General features: G+C 70.5%; 19 protein-coding genes and 1 pseudogene. 6 read left to right on the top strand and 14 right to left on the bottom strand.

Annotated features, from left to right (window positions below; all coding sequences use genetic code 11):
• Positions 1-3 precede the first annotated feature (3 nt).
• The 4 genes and pseudogenes from PXH83_RS18085 to PXH83_RS18070 all read left to right on the top strand — a co-directional run bounded on the left by PXH83_RS18085 (position 4) and on the right by PXH83_RS18070 (position 3589).
• Positions 4-901: pseudogene (locus PXH83_RS18085) on the top strand (carbohydrate ABC transporter permease).
• Complete coding sequence (locus PXH83_RS18080; RefSeq protein ID WP_274561411.1) at positions 898-1752, top strand: carbohydrate ABC transporter permease; 855 nt, start codon at positions 898-900, stop codon at positions 1750-1752. Before PXH83_RS18085 ends, PXH83_RS18080 begins: the two are co-directional and overlap by 4 nt.
• Positions 1753-1776: 24 nt before the next feature.
• Positions 1777-2829: a hydroxyacid dehydrogenase gene (locus PXH83_RS18075; protein WP_274561410.1), complete on the top strand. Its 1053-nt coding sequence runs from the start codon at positions 1777-1779 to the stop codon at positions 2827-2829.
• A gap of 64 nt (positions 2830-2893) precedes the next feature.
• Positions 2894-3589, top strand: a complete 696-nt coding sequence (locus PXH83_RS18070) for an ester cyclase (RefSeq protein ID WP_274561409.1) — start codon at positions 2894-2896, stop codon at positions 3587-3589.
• A 107-nt stretch (positions 3590-3696) separates the two neighbouring features.
• On the opposite strand, the gene groL is transcribed toward PXH83_RS18070, so the two are convergent.
• The 4 genes from groL to PXH83_RS18050 form a co-directional block, all read right to left on the bottom strand.
• A complete protein-coding gene (gene groL, locus PXH83_RS18065) occupies positions 3697-5322 on the bottom strand; it encodes a chaperonin GroEL (protein WP_274561408.1) in 1626 nt (541 codons plus the stop codon).
• Positions 5323-5418: 96 nt separating this feature from the next.
• Positions 5419-5727, bottom strand: a complete 309-nt coding sequence (groES, locus tag PXH83_RS18060) for a co-chaperone GroES (protein ID WP_028812332.1) — start codon at positions 5725-5727, stop codon at positions 5419-5421.
• Positions 5728-5955: 228 nt separating this feature from the next.
• Positions 5956-6816 (bottom strand): polysaccharide deacetylase family protein, encoded by an 861-nt coding sequence (locus PXH83_RS18055; RefSeq protein WP_274561407.1) that lies wholly within the window; start codon positions 6814-6816, stop codon positions 5956-5958.
• Entirely contained in the window at positions 6813-7712 is a 900-nt protein-coding gene (locus tag PXH83_RS18050) for a polysaccharide deacetylase family protein (protein ID WP_274561406.1), read from the bottom strand. The genes PXH83_RS18055 and PXH83_RS18050 overlap by 4 nt, the downstream gene beginning before the upstream one ends.
• Positions 7713-7821: 109 nt before the next feature.
• Between PXH83_RS18050 and PXH83_RS18045 the strand changes: the two genes are divergently transcribed.
• Positions 7822-9036 (top strand): class I SAM-dependent methyltransferase, encoded by a 1215-nt coding sequence (locus tag PXH83_RS18045; protein ID WP_420803230.1) that lies wholly within the window; start codon positions 7822-7824, stop codon positions 9034-9036.
• A gap of 33 nt (positions 9037-9069) precedes the next feature.
• On the opposite strand, the gene PXH83_RS18040 is transcribed toward PXH83_RS18045, so the two are convergent.
• The 5 genes from PXH83_RS18040 to tsaB all read right to left on the bottom strand — a co-directional run bounded on the left by PXH83_RS18040 (position 9070) and on the right by tsaB (position 12235).
• Positions 9070-9255 (bottom strand): hypothetical protein, encoded by a 186-nt coding sequence (locus PXH83_RS18040; protein WP_274561404.1) that lies wholly within the window; start codon positions 9253-9255, stop codon positions 9070-9072.
• Between the two features lie 452 nt (positions 9256-9707).
• Positions 9708-9974: a hypothetical protein gene (locus tag PXH83_RS18035; protein WP_274561403.1), complete on the bottom strand. Its 267-nt coding sequence runs from the start codon at positions 9972-9974 to the stop codon at positions 9708-9710.
• On the bottom strand, positions 9971-11068 hold the full coding sequence (gene tsaD, locus PXH83_RS18030) for a tRNA (adenosine(37)-N6)-threonylcarbamoyltransferase complex transferase subunit TsaD (protein WP_214921120.1): 1098 nt from the start codon (positions 11066-11068) through the stop codon (positions 9971-9973). The genes PXH83_RS18035 and tsaD overlap by 4 nt, the downstream gene beginning before the upstream one ends.
• On the bottom strand, positions 11061-11564 hold the full coding sequence (gene rimI / locus PXH83_RS18025; RefSeq protein WP_274562881.1) for a ribosomal protein S18-alanine N-acetyltransferase: 504 nt from the start codon (positions 11562-11564) through the stop codon (positions 11061-11063). Before rimI ends, tsaD begins: the two co-directional genes overlap by 8 nt.
• Before the next feature lie 17 nt (positions 11565-11581).
• Positions 11582-12235: a tRNA (adenosine(37)-N6)-threonylcarbamoyltransferase complex dimerization subunit type 1 TsaB gene (gene tsaB, locus PXH83_RS18020; RefSeq protein WP_274561402.1), complete on the bottom strand. Its 654-nt coding sequence runs from the start codon at positions 12233-12235 to the stop codon at positions 11582-11584.
• 94 nt (positions 12236-12329) lie between these two features.
• Here tsaB and PXH83_RS18015 point away from each other — a divergent pair, with 94 nt between their 5' ends.
• Complete coding sequence (locus tag PXH83_RS18015) at positions 12330-12917, top strand: hypothetical protein (RefSeq protein ID WP_420803182.1); 588 nt, start codon at positions 12330-12332, stop codon at positions 12915-12917.
• A gap of 45 nt (positions 12918-12962) precedes the next feature.
• Here the strand turns inward: PXH83_RS18015 and PXH83_RS18010 are convergent, their stop codons facing one another.
• The 5 genes from PXH83_RS18010 to PXH83_RS17990 all read right to left on the bottom strand — a co-directional run bounded on the left by PXH83_RS18010 (position 12963) and on the right by PXH83_RS17990 (position 18338).
• On the bottom strand, positions 12963-13151 hold the full coding sequence (locus tag PXH83_RS18010; RefSeq protein WP_274561401.1) for a hypothetical protein: 189 nt from the start codon (positions 13149-13151) through the stop codon (positions 12963-12965).
• 139 nt (positions 13152-13290) lie between these two features.
• On the bottom strand, positions 13291-13815 hold the full coding sequence (gene tsaE, locus PXH83_RS18005; RefSeq protein ID WP_274561400.1) for a tRNA (adenosine(37)-N6)-threonylcarbamoyltransferase complex ATPase subunit type 1 TsaE: 525 nt from the start codon (positions 13813-13815) through the stop codon (positions 13291-13293).
• The gene (locus PXH83_RS18000) at positions 13787-15022 is read right to left on the bottom strand and encodes an alpha/beta fold hydrolase (RefSeq protein ID WP_274561399.1); all 1236 of its coding nucleotides are present in this window, start codon (positions 15020-15022) and stop codon (positions 13787-13789) included. The genes tsaE and PXH83_RS18000 overlap by 29 nt, the downstream gene beginning before the upstream one ends.
• A gap of 12 nt (positions 15023-15034) precedes the next feature.
• Positions 15035-16183, bottom strand: coding sequence for an alanine racemase (gene alr / locus PXH83_RS17995; protein ID WP_274562879.1), 1149 nt, complete (start codon positions 16181-16183; stop codon positions 15035-15037).
• A gap of 604 nt (positions 16184-16787) precedes the next feature.
• Positions 16788-18338, bottom strand: a complete 1551-nt coding sequence (locus PXH83_RS17990) for an NAD(P)H-hydrate dehydratase (protein WP_274561398.1) — start codon at positions 18336-18338, stop codon at positions 16788-16790.
• Positions 18339-18341 lie beyond the last annotated feature (3 nt).

The following is an 18341-nucleotide window of genomic DNA, read 5'->3' as shown; positions in this document are numbered from 1 at the left end:
AACGTGAAGGCCCGCACCCGCACCAATGCCGCCGCCGGCGTCCTGCTGACTCCCTTCTTCGTCCTCTTCACCCTGGTGATGGTGGTGCCGATCGGATACGCGGTCCGGCTGAGCCTGTTCACCGAGAAGCAGTCAGGACTGGGCTTCGGCGGAACCGAGACTGTCTTCACCGGTCTCGACAACTATCACGGCGGCGCTGGGTGATCCGGCCTTTCGCGAGGGCTTCGCCGTACTCCTCGGATACTGCGTCTTCTACATCCCGCTGATGATCGGCGGAGCGCTCGCCCTCACACTCCTTCTCGACTCGGCGCTCGCACGCGCCCGCCGCTTCTTCCAGCTCGCGCTCTTCCTGCCGCACGCAGTCCCCGGCATCATCGCCGCCCTGATCTGGGTCTATCTCTATACGCCCCAACTCAGCCCGGTCGTCGACGCGATGGAGGCCGGCGGCATCGGCTTCGACTTCTTCTCACCCGAAGGCGCCCTCCCCTCCGTCATCAATATCGCGCTGTGGGAATGGCTCGGCTACAACATGGTGATCTTCTACGCCGCCCTCCAGGCCGTCGACCGCTCCGTGCTCGAAGCGGCCACCGTCGACGGTGCGGGCTCCTGGCGCATCGCGTTCAGCATCAAAGTCCCGCTGATCCGCGCCTCGGTCGTGATGGTCGCCCTGTTCACGGTCATCGGCTCGCTGCAGCTGTTCACCGAGCCGCTGATCATCAACAAGGGCACGGGATCGTCCGTCACCTCCACCTGGACGCCGAACATGTACGCCTACACCGCGGCCTTCGACCGGGGCGACTACGGACTCGCGGCCGCCGCATCCGTAATCCTCGCGCTCACCGCCGCGCTGCTCTCCTTCGCGGTCACCCGCTTCACCGGCCGGAAGGGCAGGAAGGCATGAGCTCTTCGACCTCCACCAACCGATTGCTGTCCAAGACCGCGGTCAACGGCGCACTCGTCCTCGCCATGCTCTACATGCTTCTCCCCCTCGTGTGGCTGATCACCGCAGCCACCAAGGACACCGGTGGCCTGCTTGCCGGAAACGCCTTCTCCTTCGAGGACTTCAACCTCGGCACGAACCTCTCCGCCCTGGCGGCGTACAGCGACGGCGTCTACCTCCGCTGGTACCTCAACAGCCTTCTCTACGCGGGCGGCGGCGCCGTCGTCAGCTCCCTGATCAGCGTCGCCGCGGGCTATGCCTTCGACAAGTACGACTTCGCCTGCAAGGAAAAGCTCTTCGGCGTCGTCCTGCTGGGCGTGCTGGTCCCGTCCACCGCGCTCGCCCTGCCCATGTATCTGCTCGCCAGCGAGGTGGGCATCGTCAATACCTACTGGGCCGTGCTCGTCCCCGTGCTGGTCCACCCGTTCGGCGTCTACCTCGCCCGGGTCTTCAGCGCCGGTTACATCCCGGACGAGGCCCTGGAGGCCGCCCGTATCGACGGAGCCGGGGAGCTGCGCACCTTCTGGTCCATCGGTATGCGCATGATCATGCCGGGCTTCGTGACCGTCTTCCTCTTCCAGTTCACCGCGATCTGGAACAACTTCTTCCTCCCCCTGGTGATGCTCTCGGACCAGAAGCTCTTCCCCTTGAGCCTCGGCCTGTACGCGTGGAACAGCAACGCCCACGCCGAGCCGGACTTCTATCCCCTCGTCGTCACCGGCTCCCTCCTCGCCGTCATCCCCCTGATCGTCGCCTTCGTCTCCCTCCAGCGGCACTGGAAGGCCGGGCTCACCGCCGGAAGCGTCAAGTGACTGAAGAGGAGCCCGAGTTCCACCATGCACCACGCCACTGACAATCAACCGTCCGCGCCCCGAACGTCCGCGCCCCGACCGTCCGCGCTGCTCGCCATGGGCCCCGGCATCGCGGAGCGCCTCTTCACCGACCACCACCGCAGCCGCCTCGCCGACCTGGCGCGCACCGACCCCCACCTCGTCGCCCACGACCTCACCGCACCCCACGTCGCGGCCGCCCTCGCCGACGCCGAGGTCCTGTTCACCTGCTGGGGCGCCACCCCGCTCACTGCCCAAGTGCTGGACGCCGCCCCGAAACTGCGCGCCGTCATCCACGCGGCGGGTTCCGTCAAGCACCACATCACCGACGCCTGCTGGGACCGCGGCATCGCCGTGACCTCGGCCGCAGCGGCCAACGCCCTGCCCGTCGCCGAGTACACGCTCGCCGCGATCCTCTTCGCCGGCAAACGCGTCCTGCACTCCGCCGACCGCTACCGCGCCCTGCGCACCGCCCACGACTGGCGCGCGGAGCTCCACGCCGCCGGCAACTACCGCCGCACCGTGGGCATCATCGGCGCCTCCCGCATCGGCTGCCGCGTGATCGAACTGCTGCGCCCCTTCGACCTCCGCGTCCTGCTGTACGACCCGTACGTCACCCCACAGGAAGCCGGCGCACTCGGCGCCGAACCGGCCGGACTCGACGACCTCTGCGCCCAGAGCTCCGTCGTATCGGTCCACGCCCCCCAGCTACCGGCGACCCACCACATGATCAGCGCCGGCCGGCTCGCCGCCATGCCGACCGGCGCAACCCTGATCAACACCGCCCGCGGCTCCCTCGTCGACGAGTCCGCCCTGCTCTCCGAACTCGCCTCCGGCCGCCTGAACGCCGTACTGGACGTGACAGACCCCGAGCTGCCGCCGCCCGATTCACCGTTGTACGACCTCCCGAACGTCCTCCTGACCCCCCACATCGCGGGCTCGCTCGGCGACGAGCTCCACCGCATGGCCGACCGGTCCCTGGACGAGCTGGAGCGTTACACCGCAGGACTTCCCTTCGCCGATCCCGTCCACCCGGCGGCCCTGGGTCACTCTGCGTAACCCACCCACGCGGGTGCATTCCTCCCTAAACTGGAGATATCCCCCTCCACCGCCGGGAGGCGCCATGAAGTTCGTACAGATAGTCGACTACAAGACCCAGCGGTTCGACGGCATGAACCAGCTCATGGACCGGTGGGTCGAACAGACCAAGGGCAAGCGGACCGCCACCCACAGCCTCATAGGCAAGGACCGCGCCGACGGTTCGCACTTCGTCGAGATCGTCGAGTTCCCGTCGTACGAAGAGGCAATGAAGAACTCCCAGCTGCCGGAGACCGACCAGATCTTCCAGGAGATGGTGGCGCTCTGTGACGGGATGCCGTCGTTCACCGACCTCGACGTGGTCCGCGACGAGCAGCTGAACGCCGCGACCGCCCGCCGCTTCTTCCACGAGGTGGCCGTCGGAGGCAACCTCGACGTCATCGACGAGATGTTCGTGGCCGACTACAAGGACCACGACATCATGAAGGAAGAGGACACCACGACCGGGAGCGACGTCATCCGCAGCGACGTGACCGGCTGGCGCGACGCCTTCGAGTTCACCTTCAACCTCGACAGGCAGATCGCCGAAGGCGACGACGTAGTGACGTTGTGGACCTGGGTGGGCACTCACAGGGGCACCTTCATGGGCATCGCCCCCACCGGCCAGCAGTGCAAGATGACCGGCACCACGGTCTTCCGCTTCCACGACGGAATGATCCAGGAAGGCTGGTGGCACTTCGACGCCCTCGGCCTGATGCGGCAGCTCGGCGCCCTGAGCTGAAACGAAAACAGGAAGCCCCTGTTCCCGCCGCCGAGCGGCAGGAACAGGGGCCTTCTACGACGCGTCGGACGGACGCGTCAGACGCCAGACGTCATGCGTCCTGGACGTCAGTGGGAGTGGCCGTGGCCGCCGTGACCGGCGTCCGCCTCTTCCTCGGCCGGCTTCTCGACGACCAGGGTCTCGGTCGTGAGCAGCAGCGACGCGATGGACGCGGCGTTCTCCAGCGCGGAGCGGGTGACCTTGACCGGGTCGATGACGCCGGCCTTGACCAGGTCGCCGTACTCGCCCGTCGCGGCGTTGAAGCCGTGACCCTTGTCGAGCTCGCTCACCTTGGCGGTGATGACGTAGCCCTCAAGGCCGGCGTTCTCGGCGATCCAGCGCAGCGGCTCGACGACGGCGCGGCGCACGACCGCGACACCCGTGGCCTCGTCGCCGGTCTTGCCCAGGCCGTCCTCCAGGACCTTGGCGGCGTGCACCAGAGCGGAGCCACCACCGGAGACGATGCCCTCCTCGACCGCGGCGCGGGTCGCGGAGATGGCGTCCTCCAGGCGGTGCTTCTTCTCCTTCAGCTCCACCTCGGTGGCGGCGCCGACCTTGATCACGCACACGCCGCCGGCCAGCTTCGCGAGGCGCTCCTGGAGCTTCTCGCGGTCCCAGTCGGAGTCCGTGGACTCGATCTCGGCCTTGATCTGGTTGACGCGACCGGTGACCTCGGCGGAGTCGCCACCGCCGTCGACGATGGTGGTGTCGTCCTTGGTCACGGTCACGCGGCGGGCGGAGCCCAGCACGTCCAGACCGGCCTGGTCGAGCTTGAGGCCGACCTCTTCGGCGATGACGGTCGCACCCGTGAGGGTGGCGATGTCGCCGAGCATGGCCTTGCGGCGGTCACCGAAGCCCGGGGCCTTCACCGCGACGGCGTTGAAGGTGCCACGGATCTTGTTGACGACCAGGGTCGACAGGGCCTCGCCCTCGACGTCCTCGGCGATGATCAGCAGCGGCTTGGAGCCACCGGCCTGGATGACCTTCTCCAGCAGCGGCAGCAGGTCCTGGATCGAGCCGATCTTGCCCTGGTGGATCAGGATGTACGGGTCGTCGAGGACGGCCTCCATACGCTCCTGGTCGGTCACCATGTACGGCGACAGGTAGCCCTTGTCGAAGGCCATGCCCTCGGTGAAGTCGAGCTCCAGGCCGAAGGTGTTGGACTCCTCGACGGTGATGACACCGTCCTTGCCGACCTTGTCCATCGCCTCGGCGATGAGCTCGCCGACCTGCGAGTCCTGGGCGGAGAGCCCGGCCACGGCAGCGATGTCGGACTTGTCCTCGATCGGGCGGGCGTTCGCGAGGAGGTCCTCGGAGATCGCCTTGACCGCGGCGTCGATGCCCTTCTTCAGGGCGGCCGGGGAAGCGCCGGCGGCGACGTTGCGCAGACCCTCGCGGACCAGTGCCTGGGCCAGCACGGTGGCGGTGGTGGTGCCGTCACCCGCGATGTCGTTGGTCTTGGTCGCCACCTCCTTCACGAGCTGGGCGCCGAGGTTCTCGTACGGGTCGTCGAGCTCGACCTCACGGGCGATCGTGACACCGTCGTTGGTGATGGTGGGGGCGCCGAACTTCTTGTCGATGACGACGTTGCGGCCCTTGGGGCCGATCGTCACCTTGACCGTGTCGGCAAGCTTGTTGACGCCGCGCTCGAGGGCGCGACGGGCGTCCTCGTCGAACTTCAGGATCTTCGCCATGGAGCTGTCTCAGTCCTCTCAAAACGAACTGCGCCCCTGCCGCCCGGCAATCGCTGGGGGGCCAGGGGCGCAGATCAAAAGCAATCTTCGGGCGAGTTACTTCTCGATGATCGCGAGCACGTCGCGAGCCGAGAGGACGAGGTACTCCTCGCCGCTGTACTTCACCTCGGTGCCGCCGTACTTGCTGTACAGCACGACATCGCCGACGGAAACGTCGAGCGGCAGGCGCTCGCCGTTCTCGAAGCGGCCCGGGCCCACGGCCAGGACGACGCCCTCCTGGGGCTTCTCCTTGGCGGTGTCCGGAATGACCAGGCCAGAGGCCGTGGTCTGCTCGGCGTCGAGCGGCTGGACCACAATGCGGTCCTCGAGCGGCTTGATGGCAACCTTGGAGCTGGTGGTCGTCACGGTCCGGTCTCCCCCTTCGGAGATCTCACGGGGTTAACTGATGTGGGGTGGCGACCAGGTGGATCCGTCGTCGCGGGTGCCGGACCTGCCCGTCGCTACTGTTGGCACTCCCCAGTGGAGAGTGCCAACGCCGAGACTATGACGCGGTTAGCACTCGGTCAAGCGGAGTGCCAATCCAGCGCGGCCGGAAGTGCGTTCCCGCCCTCCCCCGGCCCGCCCTTTCCGCCATCAGAGGTAATCCTCAAGACGCGCCACCGCGAAACCTTGTTCGTGGATACGGCGCAGCATCCGCGCCGTCATCTCGGTGATCGTCGAGTCCTTGAGAGCGCCGGGTCCGCGGAAGTGCGCGAGCACGATGTCGCCGGGCCGCAGCCGGTCGCCCTCCACGTACCGCAGGTCATGGATCTGCATCGACGCCCGCCACAGCACCACCGCCTCGGCCCCGCAGTCCCCCGCCGCCCGCAGTGTCTGGCTGTTGTACGCCCCGTACGGCGGCCTGAAGAGCCGTGGCCGGGCGCCGAAGCGGGCCTCCAGGCGGTCCTGCTGGCCGCAGATCTCGGCGCGCTGTCCGGCGTACGAAAGACCGGGCAGATAGACGTGGCCGAGCGTGTGGTTCTGTACGGTGCTCAGGCCGCCGCCCGCGCGCCTCAGCCGGTCGAAGTGGTCGTATCCCGGCGAGCCCACGCTGTCCGTGAGGAACATGCTGATCGGCAGCTTCAGGTCGTCGACCATCCGGACGAACGCGGGGTCGCGCTCCGCGCCGTCGTCGAAGGTGAGGAAGACGACCTTGTCGCGGGTGGGTACGCGGTCCACGACAAAGGGCCGTTCGGGCTTACGGGCCGGGGGCGCCGGCGCCGGGCGGAGCGGCGCGGGCAGACCCCACCGTGCGTACGCCCCGGCCCGCGGCCGTGACTGCCCCTTCAGGTTCGCCCGCGCCCCCGCATGCGGGCCCTCGTCCCCCCTCTCCGGCGCGACGCTGCGCACCGCTTTCCTCCCCAGCCGCTCGACCGGGCCGACGGACTGGGCACACCCGGCGACCAGGAGCGCACCGGCCAGTAGCCCGGCCGTCGGCCGGTGCGCGTGACTCACAGGTAGTCTTCCAGCCGGGCTACCGCGTACCCCTTGCCGGTGACCGTCTTCATGACCTGCCGGATCATGTCCGGCATGGTTCCCTTCCAGTCCCCGCGCCCACGGAAATGGGTGAGGATGATGTCGCCGGGGTGCAGGTCGCGGTCCCACTCCCGCCACTCCATCCGGTCCGGGAATGCCTCTGCGGCCCACAGGGGCACGGCCTTGATCCCGCAGGACTTGGCGGCGCGCAGGGTCTCCCCGTTGTAGCTGCCGTACGGCGGCCTGAAGAGCGGTGGCCGTTTGCCGAAGTGCTTCTCGATGAGAGCCTGCTGGCCGCAGATCTCGTGCTGCTGCTCGGCGTACGAAAGACTGGGCAGATAGGGGTGGTTGAGGGTGTGGTTTTGCAGGGAAACACCTTGGTCCTGCATCTTCTTGAAATAGCCGTAGTCCTCGCGCACCAAGTAGTCACTGAGGAAGGCGCTGTACGGGATGCCCAGCTCGGTCATCATCCGCAGCAGCTTCGGGTCCTTCTCGGCGCCGTCGTCCATCGTCAGGAAGACGACCCGTTCCTTGACCGGGACGGTGGTGAAAACGGGTGGCAGTCCGGGGCCCGCCTCGAACCCCTTCCGTGTCTTGATCTCCGGTTTCACCGCGGGCGGCGGCGGTGCGGGCAGCGGGGGCTGGACGAGCCCCCACTTCTGGGCGGCGGCAATGCGCGCGACGTGGCTACGCCGCAGACGCTCGGCGTACTCGGCAAGAGATCCCGCAGGGGCCGCTTGATACTCCCGCTGCTGGCCGGGGGCGGGTGCGGGGTTCCCGGCCGGTTTTCCCTCGGCGGCACAGGCGGGGCCGACGGCGGCGACAAGGAGCACGGCCAGGGCCACGCGGGCCTGCCTGCCCCCCTTTTCGGTCATTCTGTCGTTTTGTCGTACTAGTTGCATGGAGCCTGATGCTGTCAGCGCACGGGCTCGCCGCCCGGCCGACACCGCGACCGGGCGCGCACGGTCCCCCGGCTGGCCCACAATTGACCGGGTGAACGACCTCGACGCCTCCGACGACGCCCCCGACACCCCCCTGGCCTCCTTCGCGGCCCTGCGCACCGACGAGGGCCGGGCCCTCCTCGCCTCGCTCCACGACTACAACCCGGCGGACGAGCTGGCCACCGCGACACGCCTGCGCCGCGACCACCCGGCCGCGCTGGTCTCGGCGGCGCTGGGTCAGGCGCGGCTGCGGCAGCGTGCGGTGGCGAAGTTCGGCGCGGAGGACGCGTACCGGATGTTCTTCACGCCGAACGGCGTCGAGCAGGCCACCCGTACGACGGTCGCGACGTACCGCGCGGACCGATTCGCCGGGATGGGCGTACGGAGCGTGGCGGATCTGTGCTGCGGCATCGGAGGCGACGCGATCGCCCTCGCCCGCGCCGGGATCTCCGTCCTGGCCGTCGACCGCGACCCGCTGACGGTGGAGGTCGCCCGCGCGAACGCGGAGGCGCTGGGCCTGTCCGCGCTGATCGAGGTCCGCTGCGCCGACGTCACGGCGATCGACACGTCCCCGTACGACGCGGTCTTCGTGGATCCGGCGCGGCGCGGCGGCCGGGGCAGGATCTTCGACCCCGAGGCGTACTCCCCGCCGCTCTCCTGGGCGATCGAGGCGGCTCGTACGGCCGCACACGCCGCGCTCAAGATCGCTCCGGGCGTGCCGCACGAGGCGGTGCCGGACGACGCCGAGGCGGAGTGGATCTCGGACGGCGGCGACGTGAAGGAGGCAGTGTTCTGGTTCGGCACGGCTGCGAAGGCGGTCCGCGCGACGCTGCTGCCGGGCCCGCACACGCTTCTCGGCACGGGCCTGCCGGACCCGGCGCCGGGGTCGGTCGGCCGCTACCTCTACGAGCCGGACGGCGCGGTAATCCGCTCGCATCTGGTGGCAGAGGTCGCGGAACGGGTCGGGGGGCGGCTCATCGACGAGACGATCGCGTACATCACGGCGGACGAGCTGCGGCCGACGCCGTACGCGACGGCGTATGAGATCACGGATCAACTCCCCTTCAGCCTGAAGAAGCTGAAGGCCCTGCTGAGGGAGCGGGGGGTCGGCGTCCTGACGGTGAAGAAGCGCGGTTCGGCGGTCGAGCCGGAGGAGCTGCGCAAGAAGATGAAACTGGCGGGCGCGAATTCGGCGACGGTGTTCCTGACGCGGGTGGCCGGCGCCCCGACGGTACTGATCGGCCACCCGGCGCGGTGACGCAGCCGGACGGGTGCCTGAGGCGCAGTCTCCTCAAACGCCGGGCGGGTGGCCGCGCCCCACCTCGGCCCACTCACCCAGCAGTTGACGGATCGTACGGTCGCGCCCGATGAAGATCCACGACGTCACCACACCCGCCACGCCACCGCACCAGCCGACCCCGAACACCGCGACCAGTGGATCGATCAGCCCCTCGAACGACTGAAGGGCCACCCCCACAAACCGTTCCTCTGGACTGAGCAGGAGTGAGTCCGCTCAGCCGCACGCCCCGAACGGTCTTGGGCGCACTGGTCCCCGACGTACTCAACCCCGGGGCGGCTACACGCATCCTGTGCGTGGTCCGGGCCCGGGAGGCCAGTTCCCTGTACGACCTGGCCATGTGGGTACGGCCAGAGGCGACGGGGAGGCCCTGAACCATCACTCCGGTGGAGCAGGGGCCCCGCACGCTGGCACCGTACCCGGCGCCCCAGATCGCACGATCACGTTAACCCGGACGGCCCAGGACGCCGCAAGCCCGGAAGCCGACCATCACACGATCGAGTTAAACCGCCCTCGTGCACGCTCCCCGGCAAGCAGCTGATTGGGGTGGGGCCAGGCCCGTATGTGCGCGGGCGGAGGTGGCGGAGGCAGCGGCGTACGGCGGGGCATGCGCCGAGATTACCCGTCCTCGTTCACGCGTTCCCGTCGACCGACTCGAAGCGCCAGCGGTGCACGGCCCGGCTGATCAAGTGCACGTCGGGCTCCGGCAGTTCGGGAAGTTCGGCGTCGTACGAAGCGTCCCACCACGTAATGACCAGCACGCGGTCCTGCGGCGCCCGGAAGAGCTCCCGGCGCACCGGCTCGGCCGCCAGGACCTGCACCTGCGCGCGCGCCCACTCCAGCAGCTCCGCACCCGCGCCGTCGACAGCGCGGGCCTCCCACATCAGAGCGACGGTCATGAGTAGAGGTTGTCCTTGCTGATCTCGTGCACGTGATCATGATCGTGAGCGGCACCCGGTACGTGCGTCTCGGTCACCGGCAGCGACGAGTCCGCCGACAGATCCCAGTCCGACGCCGCCCGGTTGCGCGCCACCATCTCCGCGCCCAGCGCCGCCACCATCGCCCCGTTGTCCGTGCACAGCCCCGGACGCGGCACGCGCAGCTGGATGCCGGCCCGCTCGCACCGCTCCGCCGCGAGCGCCCGCAGCCGCGAGTTGGCCGCCACGCCGCCGCCGATCATCAGGTGGTCGACGCCCTCGTCCTTGCAGGCCCGGACGGCCTTGCGGGTCAGGACGTCGACGACCGCCTCCTGGAAGGACGCCGCCACATCACGCACCGGCACGTCCTCGCCCGCGCTGCGCTTGGCCTCGATCCAGCGCGCCACCGACGTCTTCAGCCCCGAGAAGGAGAAGTCGTACGCCGCGTCGCGCGGCCCCGTCAGACCGCGCGGGAAGGCGATCGCCTTGGGGTCGCCCTCCTTCGCGAGCCGGTCGATGACGGGACCGCCGGGGAAGCCCAGGTTCAGCACCCGCGCGATCTTGTCGAAGGCCTCGCCCGCCGCGTCGTCGATGGTCGCGCCCATCGGCCGTACATCGCTCGTAATGTCCGGGGCCAGCAGCAGTGACGAGTGTCCGCCGCTCACCAGCAGCGCCATCGTCGGCTCGGGCAGCGGCCCGTGCTCCAGCTGGTCGACGCAGATGTGCGAGGCCAGGTGGTTCACGCCGTACAGCGGCTTCCCGAGCGCGTACGCATAGGCCTTCGCCGCGGACACCCCCACCAGCAACGCACCAGCGAGCCCGGGACCGGCCGTCACCGCGATGCCGTCCAGGTCCGAGGCGGCGACGCCCGCCTCCTTCAGCGCACGCTCGATGGTCGGAACCATCGCCTCCAGGTGTGCGCGCGACGCGACCTCCGGCACCACACCGCCGAAGCGGGCGTGTTCGTCGACGCTCGACGCGATCGCGTCGGCGAGGAGGGTCGTACCGCGGACGACGCCGACGCCGGTCTCGTCGCAGGAGGTCTCGATGCCGAGGACGAGCGGTTCGTCAGCCATGGTGAATCTCGGTTTCTTCCACTGTGTTTGCGGGGTTCGCTGTGTTTGCCGGGTTCGCCGGGTCGGTGAGTCGCATCACGAGCGCGTCGATGTTGCCGGGCTGGTAGTAGCCGCGCCGGAAGCCGATCGGCTCGAAGCCGAAGCGCTCGTACAGCTTCTGCGCGCGCGTGTTGTCGACGCGCACTTCGAGGAGCACCTCCGCGCATTCGAAGGCGGTCGCGTGCTCCAGCAGATCGGTGAGCAGCCGGGCGCCGAGCCCGGTCCCCCACTGGTCGCGGGCGGCAGCGATGGTCTGTACGTCGCCGAGGCCTCCGGCGGCGGCGAGCCCGGCGTACCCGACGATCTTGCCGTCCTGCTCGGCCACCACATAGCGGCGGGTGGCCTGCGGCCCGCCCGCGTGGGCGAGCTCGGACCAGAACATCCCGGGCGACCAGGCGTCCTCGGGGAACAGCTCGCGCTCCAGTTCAAGCACCGGTTCGATGTCCCACCAGCGCATCTCGCGCAGCACCGCGGTCACTTGGGCGTGACCACCTTGTAGTTCTTCGGCACCTGCGCGTCGGGCCTGCGCAGATACAGCGGCAGAGGAGCCAGGAAGGACTCCCCCGCCGCGAGCTTCTCGGCGGCCAGCGCCGCGAGCGCGCCCGCCGACTGGTGCTCGGGGCCGCGCGCGTCGGGGAAGGAGTCGGGGTAAAGCAGCGCCCCGGCGCCGACCACGGGCAGGCCCTCCAGCTCCTCGGCGATGTCGGCGGGCCGGTCGACGGCGGGTTCGGAGACGCGCGTACGGGCATCGGCGTACCGCGCCCAGTAGACCTCCTTGCGGCGCGCGTCGGTGGCGACCGCGAAGGGGCCGGTGACCCCCGCGGCGTACGCGAGACCGTCCAGCGTGCACAGTCCGTGCACGGGCACGCCGAGCACGAGGCCGAAGGTCTCGGCCGTCGCGAGGCCGACCCGCAGCCCGGTATAGGGGCCCGGTCCCACGCCGACGACCACACCGGTCACGGCGTCGAGTTTCAGACCGGCTTCGGCGAGCACCCGGTCGACGGCGGGCAGCAGCAGCTCCCCGTGCCGGCGCGCGTCGACCTGACGGGCTTCGGCGAGGACGGAAGTGCCGTCATGGAGGGCGACGGTGACGGCGGACGTGGCGGTATCAACGGCGAGCAGGAGCACACAAACAGCCTACGGCCCGCGCACGGGAAGCACGGCGTCCCGTCCCTCCCTGCCCCTGCTGCTACCGTCACCACAAAACGGCGCGCGGCAGAACATGAGGTGGAGCACGGTGGCTAGGAGCAGCTCGGGAATCGTGGCCGGGCTCACCGCGGCAGCCCTCGCGGCCGTCGCTTTCCTCGCCTACCAGGCATCGGCGAACGCACCGGCCGACCTGGCAGCCCCCGGCAAGTCGCCGTCGGCCAACGCCTCGCTCACGCCCCAGGACAAGAGCAAGGACAAGGGCAAGGACGGCAGGGACTCGCTCGCCGTGCCGGCCCGGTCGGGCAAGGGCGTGCGCGTCGTCTACTCGCTGAGTGAGAGGCGGGTGTGGCTGGTGAGGCCCAAGGGTCAGCCGACGCAGACCTTCACGGTCACGCCGAGTACGGTCAGCCCGCCGCCCGGCAGCTACGCGGTCCGCTCGCGCTCGGGAAGCATCCCCGGCTCGGACGGGGTGCAGGTCGAGCACGTCGTGCGGTTCACGAGCGTCGACCATGTGGCGATCGGCTTCAGCGCCGCGGTCGACGGGACGATGCCGACCCCGGATCCGGCCTCCAAAACGGGCGGCGTCCGCATGACGCGGGCGGACGGCGACGCGATGTGGTCCTTCGCGACGGTCGGCGTGAAGGTCGTCGTAGTCCCGTAAGTGCCAGTCCGGTAAGAACTGGTCCCGCAAGAGCGCCCGTACGAGCTATGCGGCGTCCTGTTCGGCGTCGCGCCTCGGCACACGCTTTTCCACCGGCCCGGCGGCTTCGGCCTTCTCGTCGGGCTCCCGGGGCGGCGTAGAGACCGCCGAGGCCGCCGCGCACGAGGCCAGCAGATCGCGCATGGACACAGGCTGAGGGTGCGGCTGCGGCGCTTCTCGTTCTGAAGCCGACATGGATGCCTCCTGGGCTCCGGGGGCAGGCGCGTGGTTAGGTAGACCTAACCAGGTCTCGGTACCCATGTGACCACGCTCGGCAGCACTGGCGCAACATCTTGCCGACGTCTTGTCGGAATGTACGGACGGACACGCCGGTTCAGACGCCCAGCGCGGCAAGATCCTCGCCGCTCCACCGCTCGCCGACACCGACCAGGGTGACCGCGCGCACCTCGTCGTCGGTGTCACCCACGGCCCGGTGGATCACCACATGCAGCCGGTCGTCCGACAGCTCTTCGACTTTCCCCTCGCCCCACTCGACGACCACCACGGAGTCCGGCAGCGAGACGTCGAGATCAAGATCCTCCATCTCGTCCAGCCCTCCGCCCAGCCGGTACGCGTCCACATGCACCAGTGCGGGACCCCCGGTCAGCGAGGGGTGGACGCGGGCGATGACGAACGTCGGCGACGTCACAGCGCCGCGCACCCCGAGCCCTTCGCCCAGCCCGCGTGTCAGCGTCGTCTTGCCCGCGCCGAGCTCGCCGGTGAGCATCACCAGATCGCCGGGGCGCAGAACTTTCGCGAGTCGGCGCCCCAAATCCTGCATCAGGTCGGGCGCGTTGACGGTGAACGTGGCGGTGACTGTGGCGGTGGGGTCAGCCACCGGGCTGTGCGGTGCTTCCATACGTCCCAACGTTAGCCGCTGCCGGTACGGCGCCCACGCGCGCCAGCAGGTCCGCGAGGCGGTCGGTGACCACCTCCGGATGCTCCAGCATGACGAGGTGTCCGGCGTCCGGGACTATCACCAGCTCGGCGTCGGGCAGCAGGTCCGCGATGCCCTCGCTGTGCTCGCTGGGCGTCACCAGATCCTTGTCGCCCGCGAGGACGAGCACCGGCACCTCGGCGAAGATCTGCAGCGCATCCGCCTTGTCGTGATTCGTAAACGCCGGATAGAACTCGGCGACCACATCGATCGGAGTGCTCTCGATCATCCTCTCCGCGAACCGCGTCACCGCCGGGTCGACGTCCTTCGAGCCGAACGAGTACCGCTTGATCAGCCCGGCGAAGAGATCGGCGGTCGCGCGCCGGCCCCGCTCGACGATCTCCGCCTGCGAACCGAGCGCCCGCAGCACGCGCGGCAGGACACGGCGTACGGCGGCCACGCCCGCGACCGGCAGGCCGAAATTGACCTCCCCGAGCTTCCCCGACGACGTACCGACAAACACGGCTCCCACCACACGCTCACGAATGAGCTCAGGAAACTGGTCGGCCAGGGCCATCACCGTCATGCCACCCATCGAGTGCCCCACCAGCACCAGCGGCCCCTCGGGCGCGGCCGCGTCGACCACCGCCTTGAGGTCGCGCCCCAGCTGCTCGATGTCGACCGCCACCCCCTCGGCCTGCGCCGAACCGCGCGCCGAGCGCCCGTGACTGCGCTGGTCCCAGTGGACGGTGCGTACGACACCGCGCAGCGCGGCGCGCTGAAAGTGCCACGAATCCTGGCTCAGGCAGAAGCCGTGACTGAAGACGACGGTGACGGGAGCCGGGGTCTTGCGCCCGAACAGCCGGCGGCGGCGCGGCCCGGCAGAGCCGCTGTCGACGTCGACCTCGTCCACCTCGTAGTAGATCTCGGTGCCGTCGTCGGCGAGCGCCCGGCCCGGCATGCCGCGCAGAGCGCCGTACGGTCCGGAGGCGTCGAGGGCGAGCCGCGCCTTCCTGCGCATGCCCCGCCCGACGGTCAGCCGCTCGATCGCGACGCCCGCGGCAGCACCGGCCGCGACCACACCTATCGCCGCGCCGGCCACACCCGCCCGGCGCCAGTTGCCGGCGGCGGCAGTGGTGGCGGCCTCGGCCGCCACCTCCACCGCGCTCGACGCGCTGCTCTCGCTCACGGTGCCGCTCTCCTAGCTTCGGGGATCCTCATTCACATAGACGCGTGGAACCCGCGATCCGATGCGAGTGACAATTTCGTACGCGATGGTGCCCGCCGCCTGCGCCCAGTCCTCGGCCGTCGGCTCGCCCCGGTCGCCCGGGCCGAACAGCACCGCCTCGGCGCCCGGCTCCACCTCGTCCCCACCCAGATCGACCACGAACTGGTCCATCGCAACCCGCCCGGCGACCCGACGCCACTTGCCGCCGACCAGCACGGGGCCGGTACCGGAGGCGTGGCGCGGGACGCCGTCCGCGTACCCGGCCGGGATCAGCGCCAGGGTGGTCTCCCGACCGGTGACGTAGTGATGCCCGTAGCTGACGCCATGCCCCTCGGGCACCTGCTTGACCAGCGCCACGGACGCCGCGAGCGTCATGACGGGCCGCAGCCCGAGCTCGGCGGGTGTCCCCACCTCGGGACTGGGCGAGACCCCGTACATGGCGATGCCGGTCCGTACGAGATCGAAGTGCGCCTCGGGCAGCGTCAGCGTCGCGGGCGAGTTGGCGATGTGCCGCACCTCGGGCTCGGCACCTGCCTTCTCGGCGTATGCGAGCATCTCCCGGAAGGCAGCCAGCTGGGCGGCGATGGACACATGCCCGGGCTCGTCCGCGCACGCGAAATGCGACCAGAGCCCGGTGATACGCACCGTGCCCTCCGCCTCGGCGGCCAGGGCGCTGTGCACCAGTTCCGGCCAGTCGGCGGGCTGGCACCCGTTGCGCCCCAGCCCGGTGTCCGCCTTGAGCTGCACCCGCGCCGCGATCCCGACGGCACGAGCGGCGTCCACGGCCTCCCGCAGCGCCCACATCCCGCTCACCGAAACATCGATGCCCGCTTCGACCGCCTCGCGCCAGGGCCCTCCGGGCGTCCACAGCCAGCACATCAACGGCCCGCCGAACCCGGCGTCGCGCAGCGCCAGCGCCTCTTCGGGGGTCGCGGTCCCCAGCCACGTCGCCCCGGCGTCGAGGGCCGCCCGGGCGCACGGCACCGCGCCGTGCCCGTACGCGTCCGACTTGACCACGGCCATCAGCTGGGCGTGGGGAGCGCGGGCGCGCAGGGCACGCACGTTGGCGCGCAGCGCCGCCAGATCGATCTCGGCACGGACGCGCATGGGGGTCTGGGTCATCGCGGTCATCGCGCCAAGTGTCTCAGAGCCCCAGGACACCCCCTCCCCCCAAGCCCCGGCCCTGCCACCGCAAACAAGAACTTCACCCACTTCCCGCGCTGGTGCCGGGGGCGGGACGCTGCGGGGCCTGTGGTGGTGCCGGGGGCCGGGGCCTACGGGAGCGGCATTCGGGACTGCATGATTTAGCTGCGATCCCGGGTCACCGAAAGCCTCCCGGCGTCCCGCGCACAAATCACGTTTTACGTCCCGAACACCACTCCCTACGGCCCCGTCCCCCTCCCGTACGTCGCCAACACCGACCGGCGCCGGTCGACGGCGCCGGTCGACGGCAAGGCTGAACAGGGGTGGCACCCCCGGGCGAGCGGGGCCGGATGGACCACCGGCGCGAGGGGGCGGGACGCGCAGGGGGCGCTGTTCGGGACGTGCTGTGCCTGCCCGGGGGACAACCCCCGGACCCCCGGCCGAAACCCCGCCAGGCAAGCGGCGTCGGCACCACCCACCGGCGCGAGGGGGCGGGACGCGCAGGGGGCGCTGTTCGGGACGTAAAGCGTGATTTGTGCGCGAATTACTGGCCTCGCAAACGCAGCCCCGCACCGCAGCTAAATCATGCAGTCCCGAATGGCGCCCCCGGAGCGGCCCGACCCCGCACGGACCCACCCGGCGCAAGCCAACCCCGCACAGACCCACCCGGCGCAAGCCCACCCGGCGAGCCCCCCGTAACCCCCCGCCAAGCCTCCCGCACCCCCTCCGCCACATCCTGCGCCCCGATCGGCCCGCCCCCCGAAGCCCCCCGCCCCGCCAGCCCATGCAGATACGCCGCCACCGACCCCGCGTCCACCGACCCCAGCCCCGCCGCCAGCAACGCCCCCGCCAGCCCCGACAGCACGTCGCCACTCCCCGCCGTCGCCAGCCAAGGCGTTCCCGTCGGATTCACCCGCACCGGACGCCCCGCCGACGCCGGCGCCACCAGTGTCGTAGACCCCTTCAGCAGCACAGCCGCCCCGTACAGCGCCGCCAGCTCCCGCACCGCCACCAGCCGCCCCGCCTCCACCTCCTCGCGCCCCACTCCCAGCAGCGCCGCAGCCTCCCCCGCATGCGGCGTCAGCAGCGTCGGCGCAGTGCGCGCCCGCACCAGCGCCGGGTCCAGCGGCCGCAGCGCGTCCGCGTCCACCAGCACCGGAACGTCCGACGCCAGCACATCCCCCAGCGCCTCCTCCGCACCGTCCCCCAGCCCGGGCCCCACGACCCACGCCTGAACGCGCCCGGCCTTGGAAGGCGGCCAGGCGTGCACCAACGCCTCGGGGAAGCGCGCGATGACCGCATCCGCAGTCGCCCCCGGCCCGACGTACCGCACGGCGCCCGCCCCACCCCGCAGCGCCCCCGCCACCGCGAGGACCGCCGCCCCGGGATACCGCATCGACCCGGCCACGACCCCGACGACGCCGCGCCGGTACTTGTCGCTCTCCGCAACCGGCGCCGGCAGCAGCGCAGCCACGTCCTCGTGCTGCAACGCCTCCAGGTCAGCCTCCAGCGGCAGGTCGAGCCCAAGGTCGACGAGCCGCACCACACCCGCGTACTCCCGCGCAGGGTCGACCAGCAGCCCCGGCTTGTACGTCCCGAAGGTGACCGTCACATCGGCACGCACGCACTCCCCCCGCACCTCCCCGCTGTCCGCCTCGACCCCACTGGGCAGATCCACAGCAACAACAACCGCCCCGGAGTCCCGCGCAGCCCCCACGGCCCGAGCCACCCGCACCGCTTCCCCCCGCAGCCCGCCGCGCCCGCCGATCCCGGTAATGCCGTCGACGACCAGATCGGCGCCCGCGACGGCGGCGTACGGATCCCCCGGCACCCGCCCCCCGGCAGCCCGAAGGGCCGCGAGCCCGCCCGCGTGCACCCGGTCGGGGTTGAGCAGCACTGCCGAAACCCCCGCACCGCGCCGCGCGAGCCGCGCACCGGCGTACAGCGCGTCGCCCCCGTTGTCCCCGCTCCCCACCAGCAGGACGATCCGGGAGCCGTACACCCGCCTCAGCAGTCCCGCGCACACAGAGGCAAGCCCGGCCGCGGCCCGCTGCATGAGCGCACCTTCGGGAAGCCGCGCCATGAGCTCCCGCTCGGCGTTCCGCACGGTGTCCACGCCGTAAGCACTACGCATCAG

It is taken from the genome of Streptomyces spiramyceticus (genome assembly GCF_028807635.1).
In the GTDB taxonomy this organism is placed as follows: Bacteria; Actinomycetota; Actinomycetes; order Streptomycetales; family Streptomycetaceae; genus Streptomyces; species Streptomyces spiramyceticus.
Note: the sequence above shows the minus strand (reverse complement) of the source record. Positions and strands in the feature narration are given on the sequence as shown.

What these genes read in the sequence shown, in the direction of transcription:
- tsaD (WP_214921120.1), bottom strand. Translation starts at nt 11,068, where the DNA reads ATGGCTGACGAACCGCTCGTCCTCGGCATCGAGACCTCCTGCGACGAG.
- PXH83_RS18080 (WP_274561411.1), top strand. Translation starts at nt 898, where the DNA reads ATGAGCTCTTCGACCTCCACCAACCGATTGCTGTCCAAGACCGCGGTC.
- PXH83_RS18050 (WP_274561406.1), bottom strand. Translation starts at nt 7,712, where the DNA reads ATGACCGAAAAGGGGGGCAGGCAGGCCCGCGTGGCCCTGGCCGTGCTC.
- PXH83_RS17990 (WP_274561398.1), bottom strand. Translation starts at nt 18,338, where the DNA reads ATGCGTAGTGCTTACGGCGTGGACACCGTGCGGAACGCCGAGCGGGAG.
- PXH83_RS18010 (WP_274561401.1), bottom strand. Translation starts at nt 13,151, where the DNA reads ATGTCGGCTTCAGAACGAGAAGCGCCGCAGCCGCACCCTCAGCCTGTG.
- groL (WP_274561408.1), bottom strand. Translation starts at nt 5,322, where the DNA reads ATGGCGAAGATCCTGAAGTTCGACGAGGACGCCCGTCGCGCCCTCGAG.
- PXH83_RS18070 (WP_274561409.1), top strand. Translation starts at nt 2,894, where the DNA reads ATGAAGTTCGTACAGATAGTCGACTACAAGACCCAGCGGTTCGACGGC.
- rimI (WP_274562881.1), bottom strand. Translation starts at nt 11,564, where the DNA reads ATGCGCTGGTGGGACATCGAACCGGTGCTTGAACTGGAGCGCGAGCTG.
- alr (WP_274562879.1), bottom strand. Translation starts at nt 16,183, where the DNA reads ATGACCCAGACCCCCATGCGCGTCCGTGCCGAGATCGATCTGGCGGCG.
- PXH83_RS18015 (WP_420803182.1), top strand. Translation starts at nt 12,330, where the DNA reads ATGAGGTGGAGCACGGTGGCTAGGAGCAGCTCGGGAATCGTGGCCGGG.
- PXH83_RS18035 (WP_274561403.1), bottom strand. Translation starts at nt 9,974, where the DNA reads ATGACCGTCGCTCTGATGTGGGAGGCCCGCGCTGTCGACGGCGCGGGT.
- PXH83_RS18075 (WP_274561410.1), top strand. Translation starts at nt 1,777, where the DNA reads ATGCACCACGCCACTGACAATCAACCGTCCGCGCCCCGAACGTCCGCG.
- tsaE (WP_274561400.1), bottom strand. Translation starts at nt 13,815, where the DNA reads ATGGAAGCACCGCACAGCCCGGTGGCTGACCCCACCGCCACAGTCACC.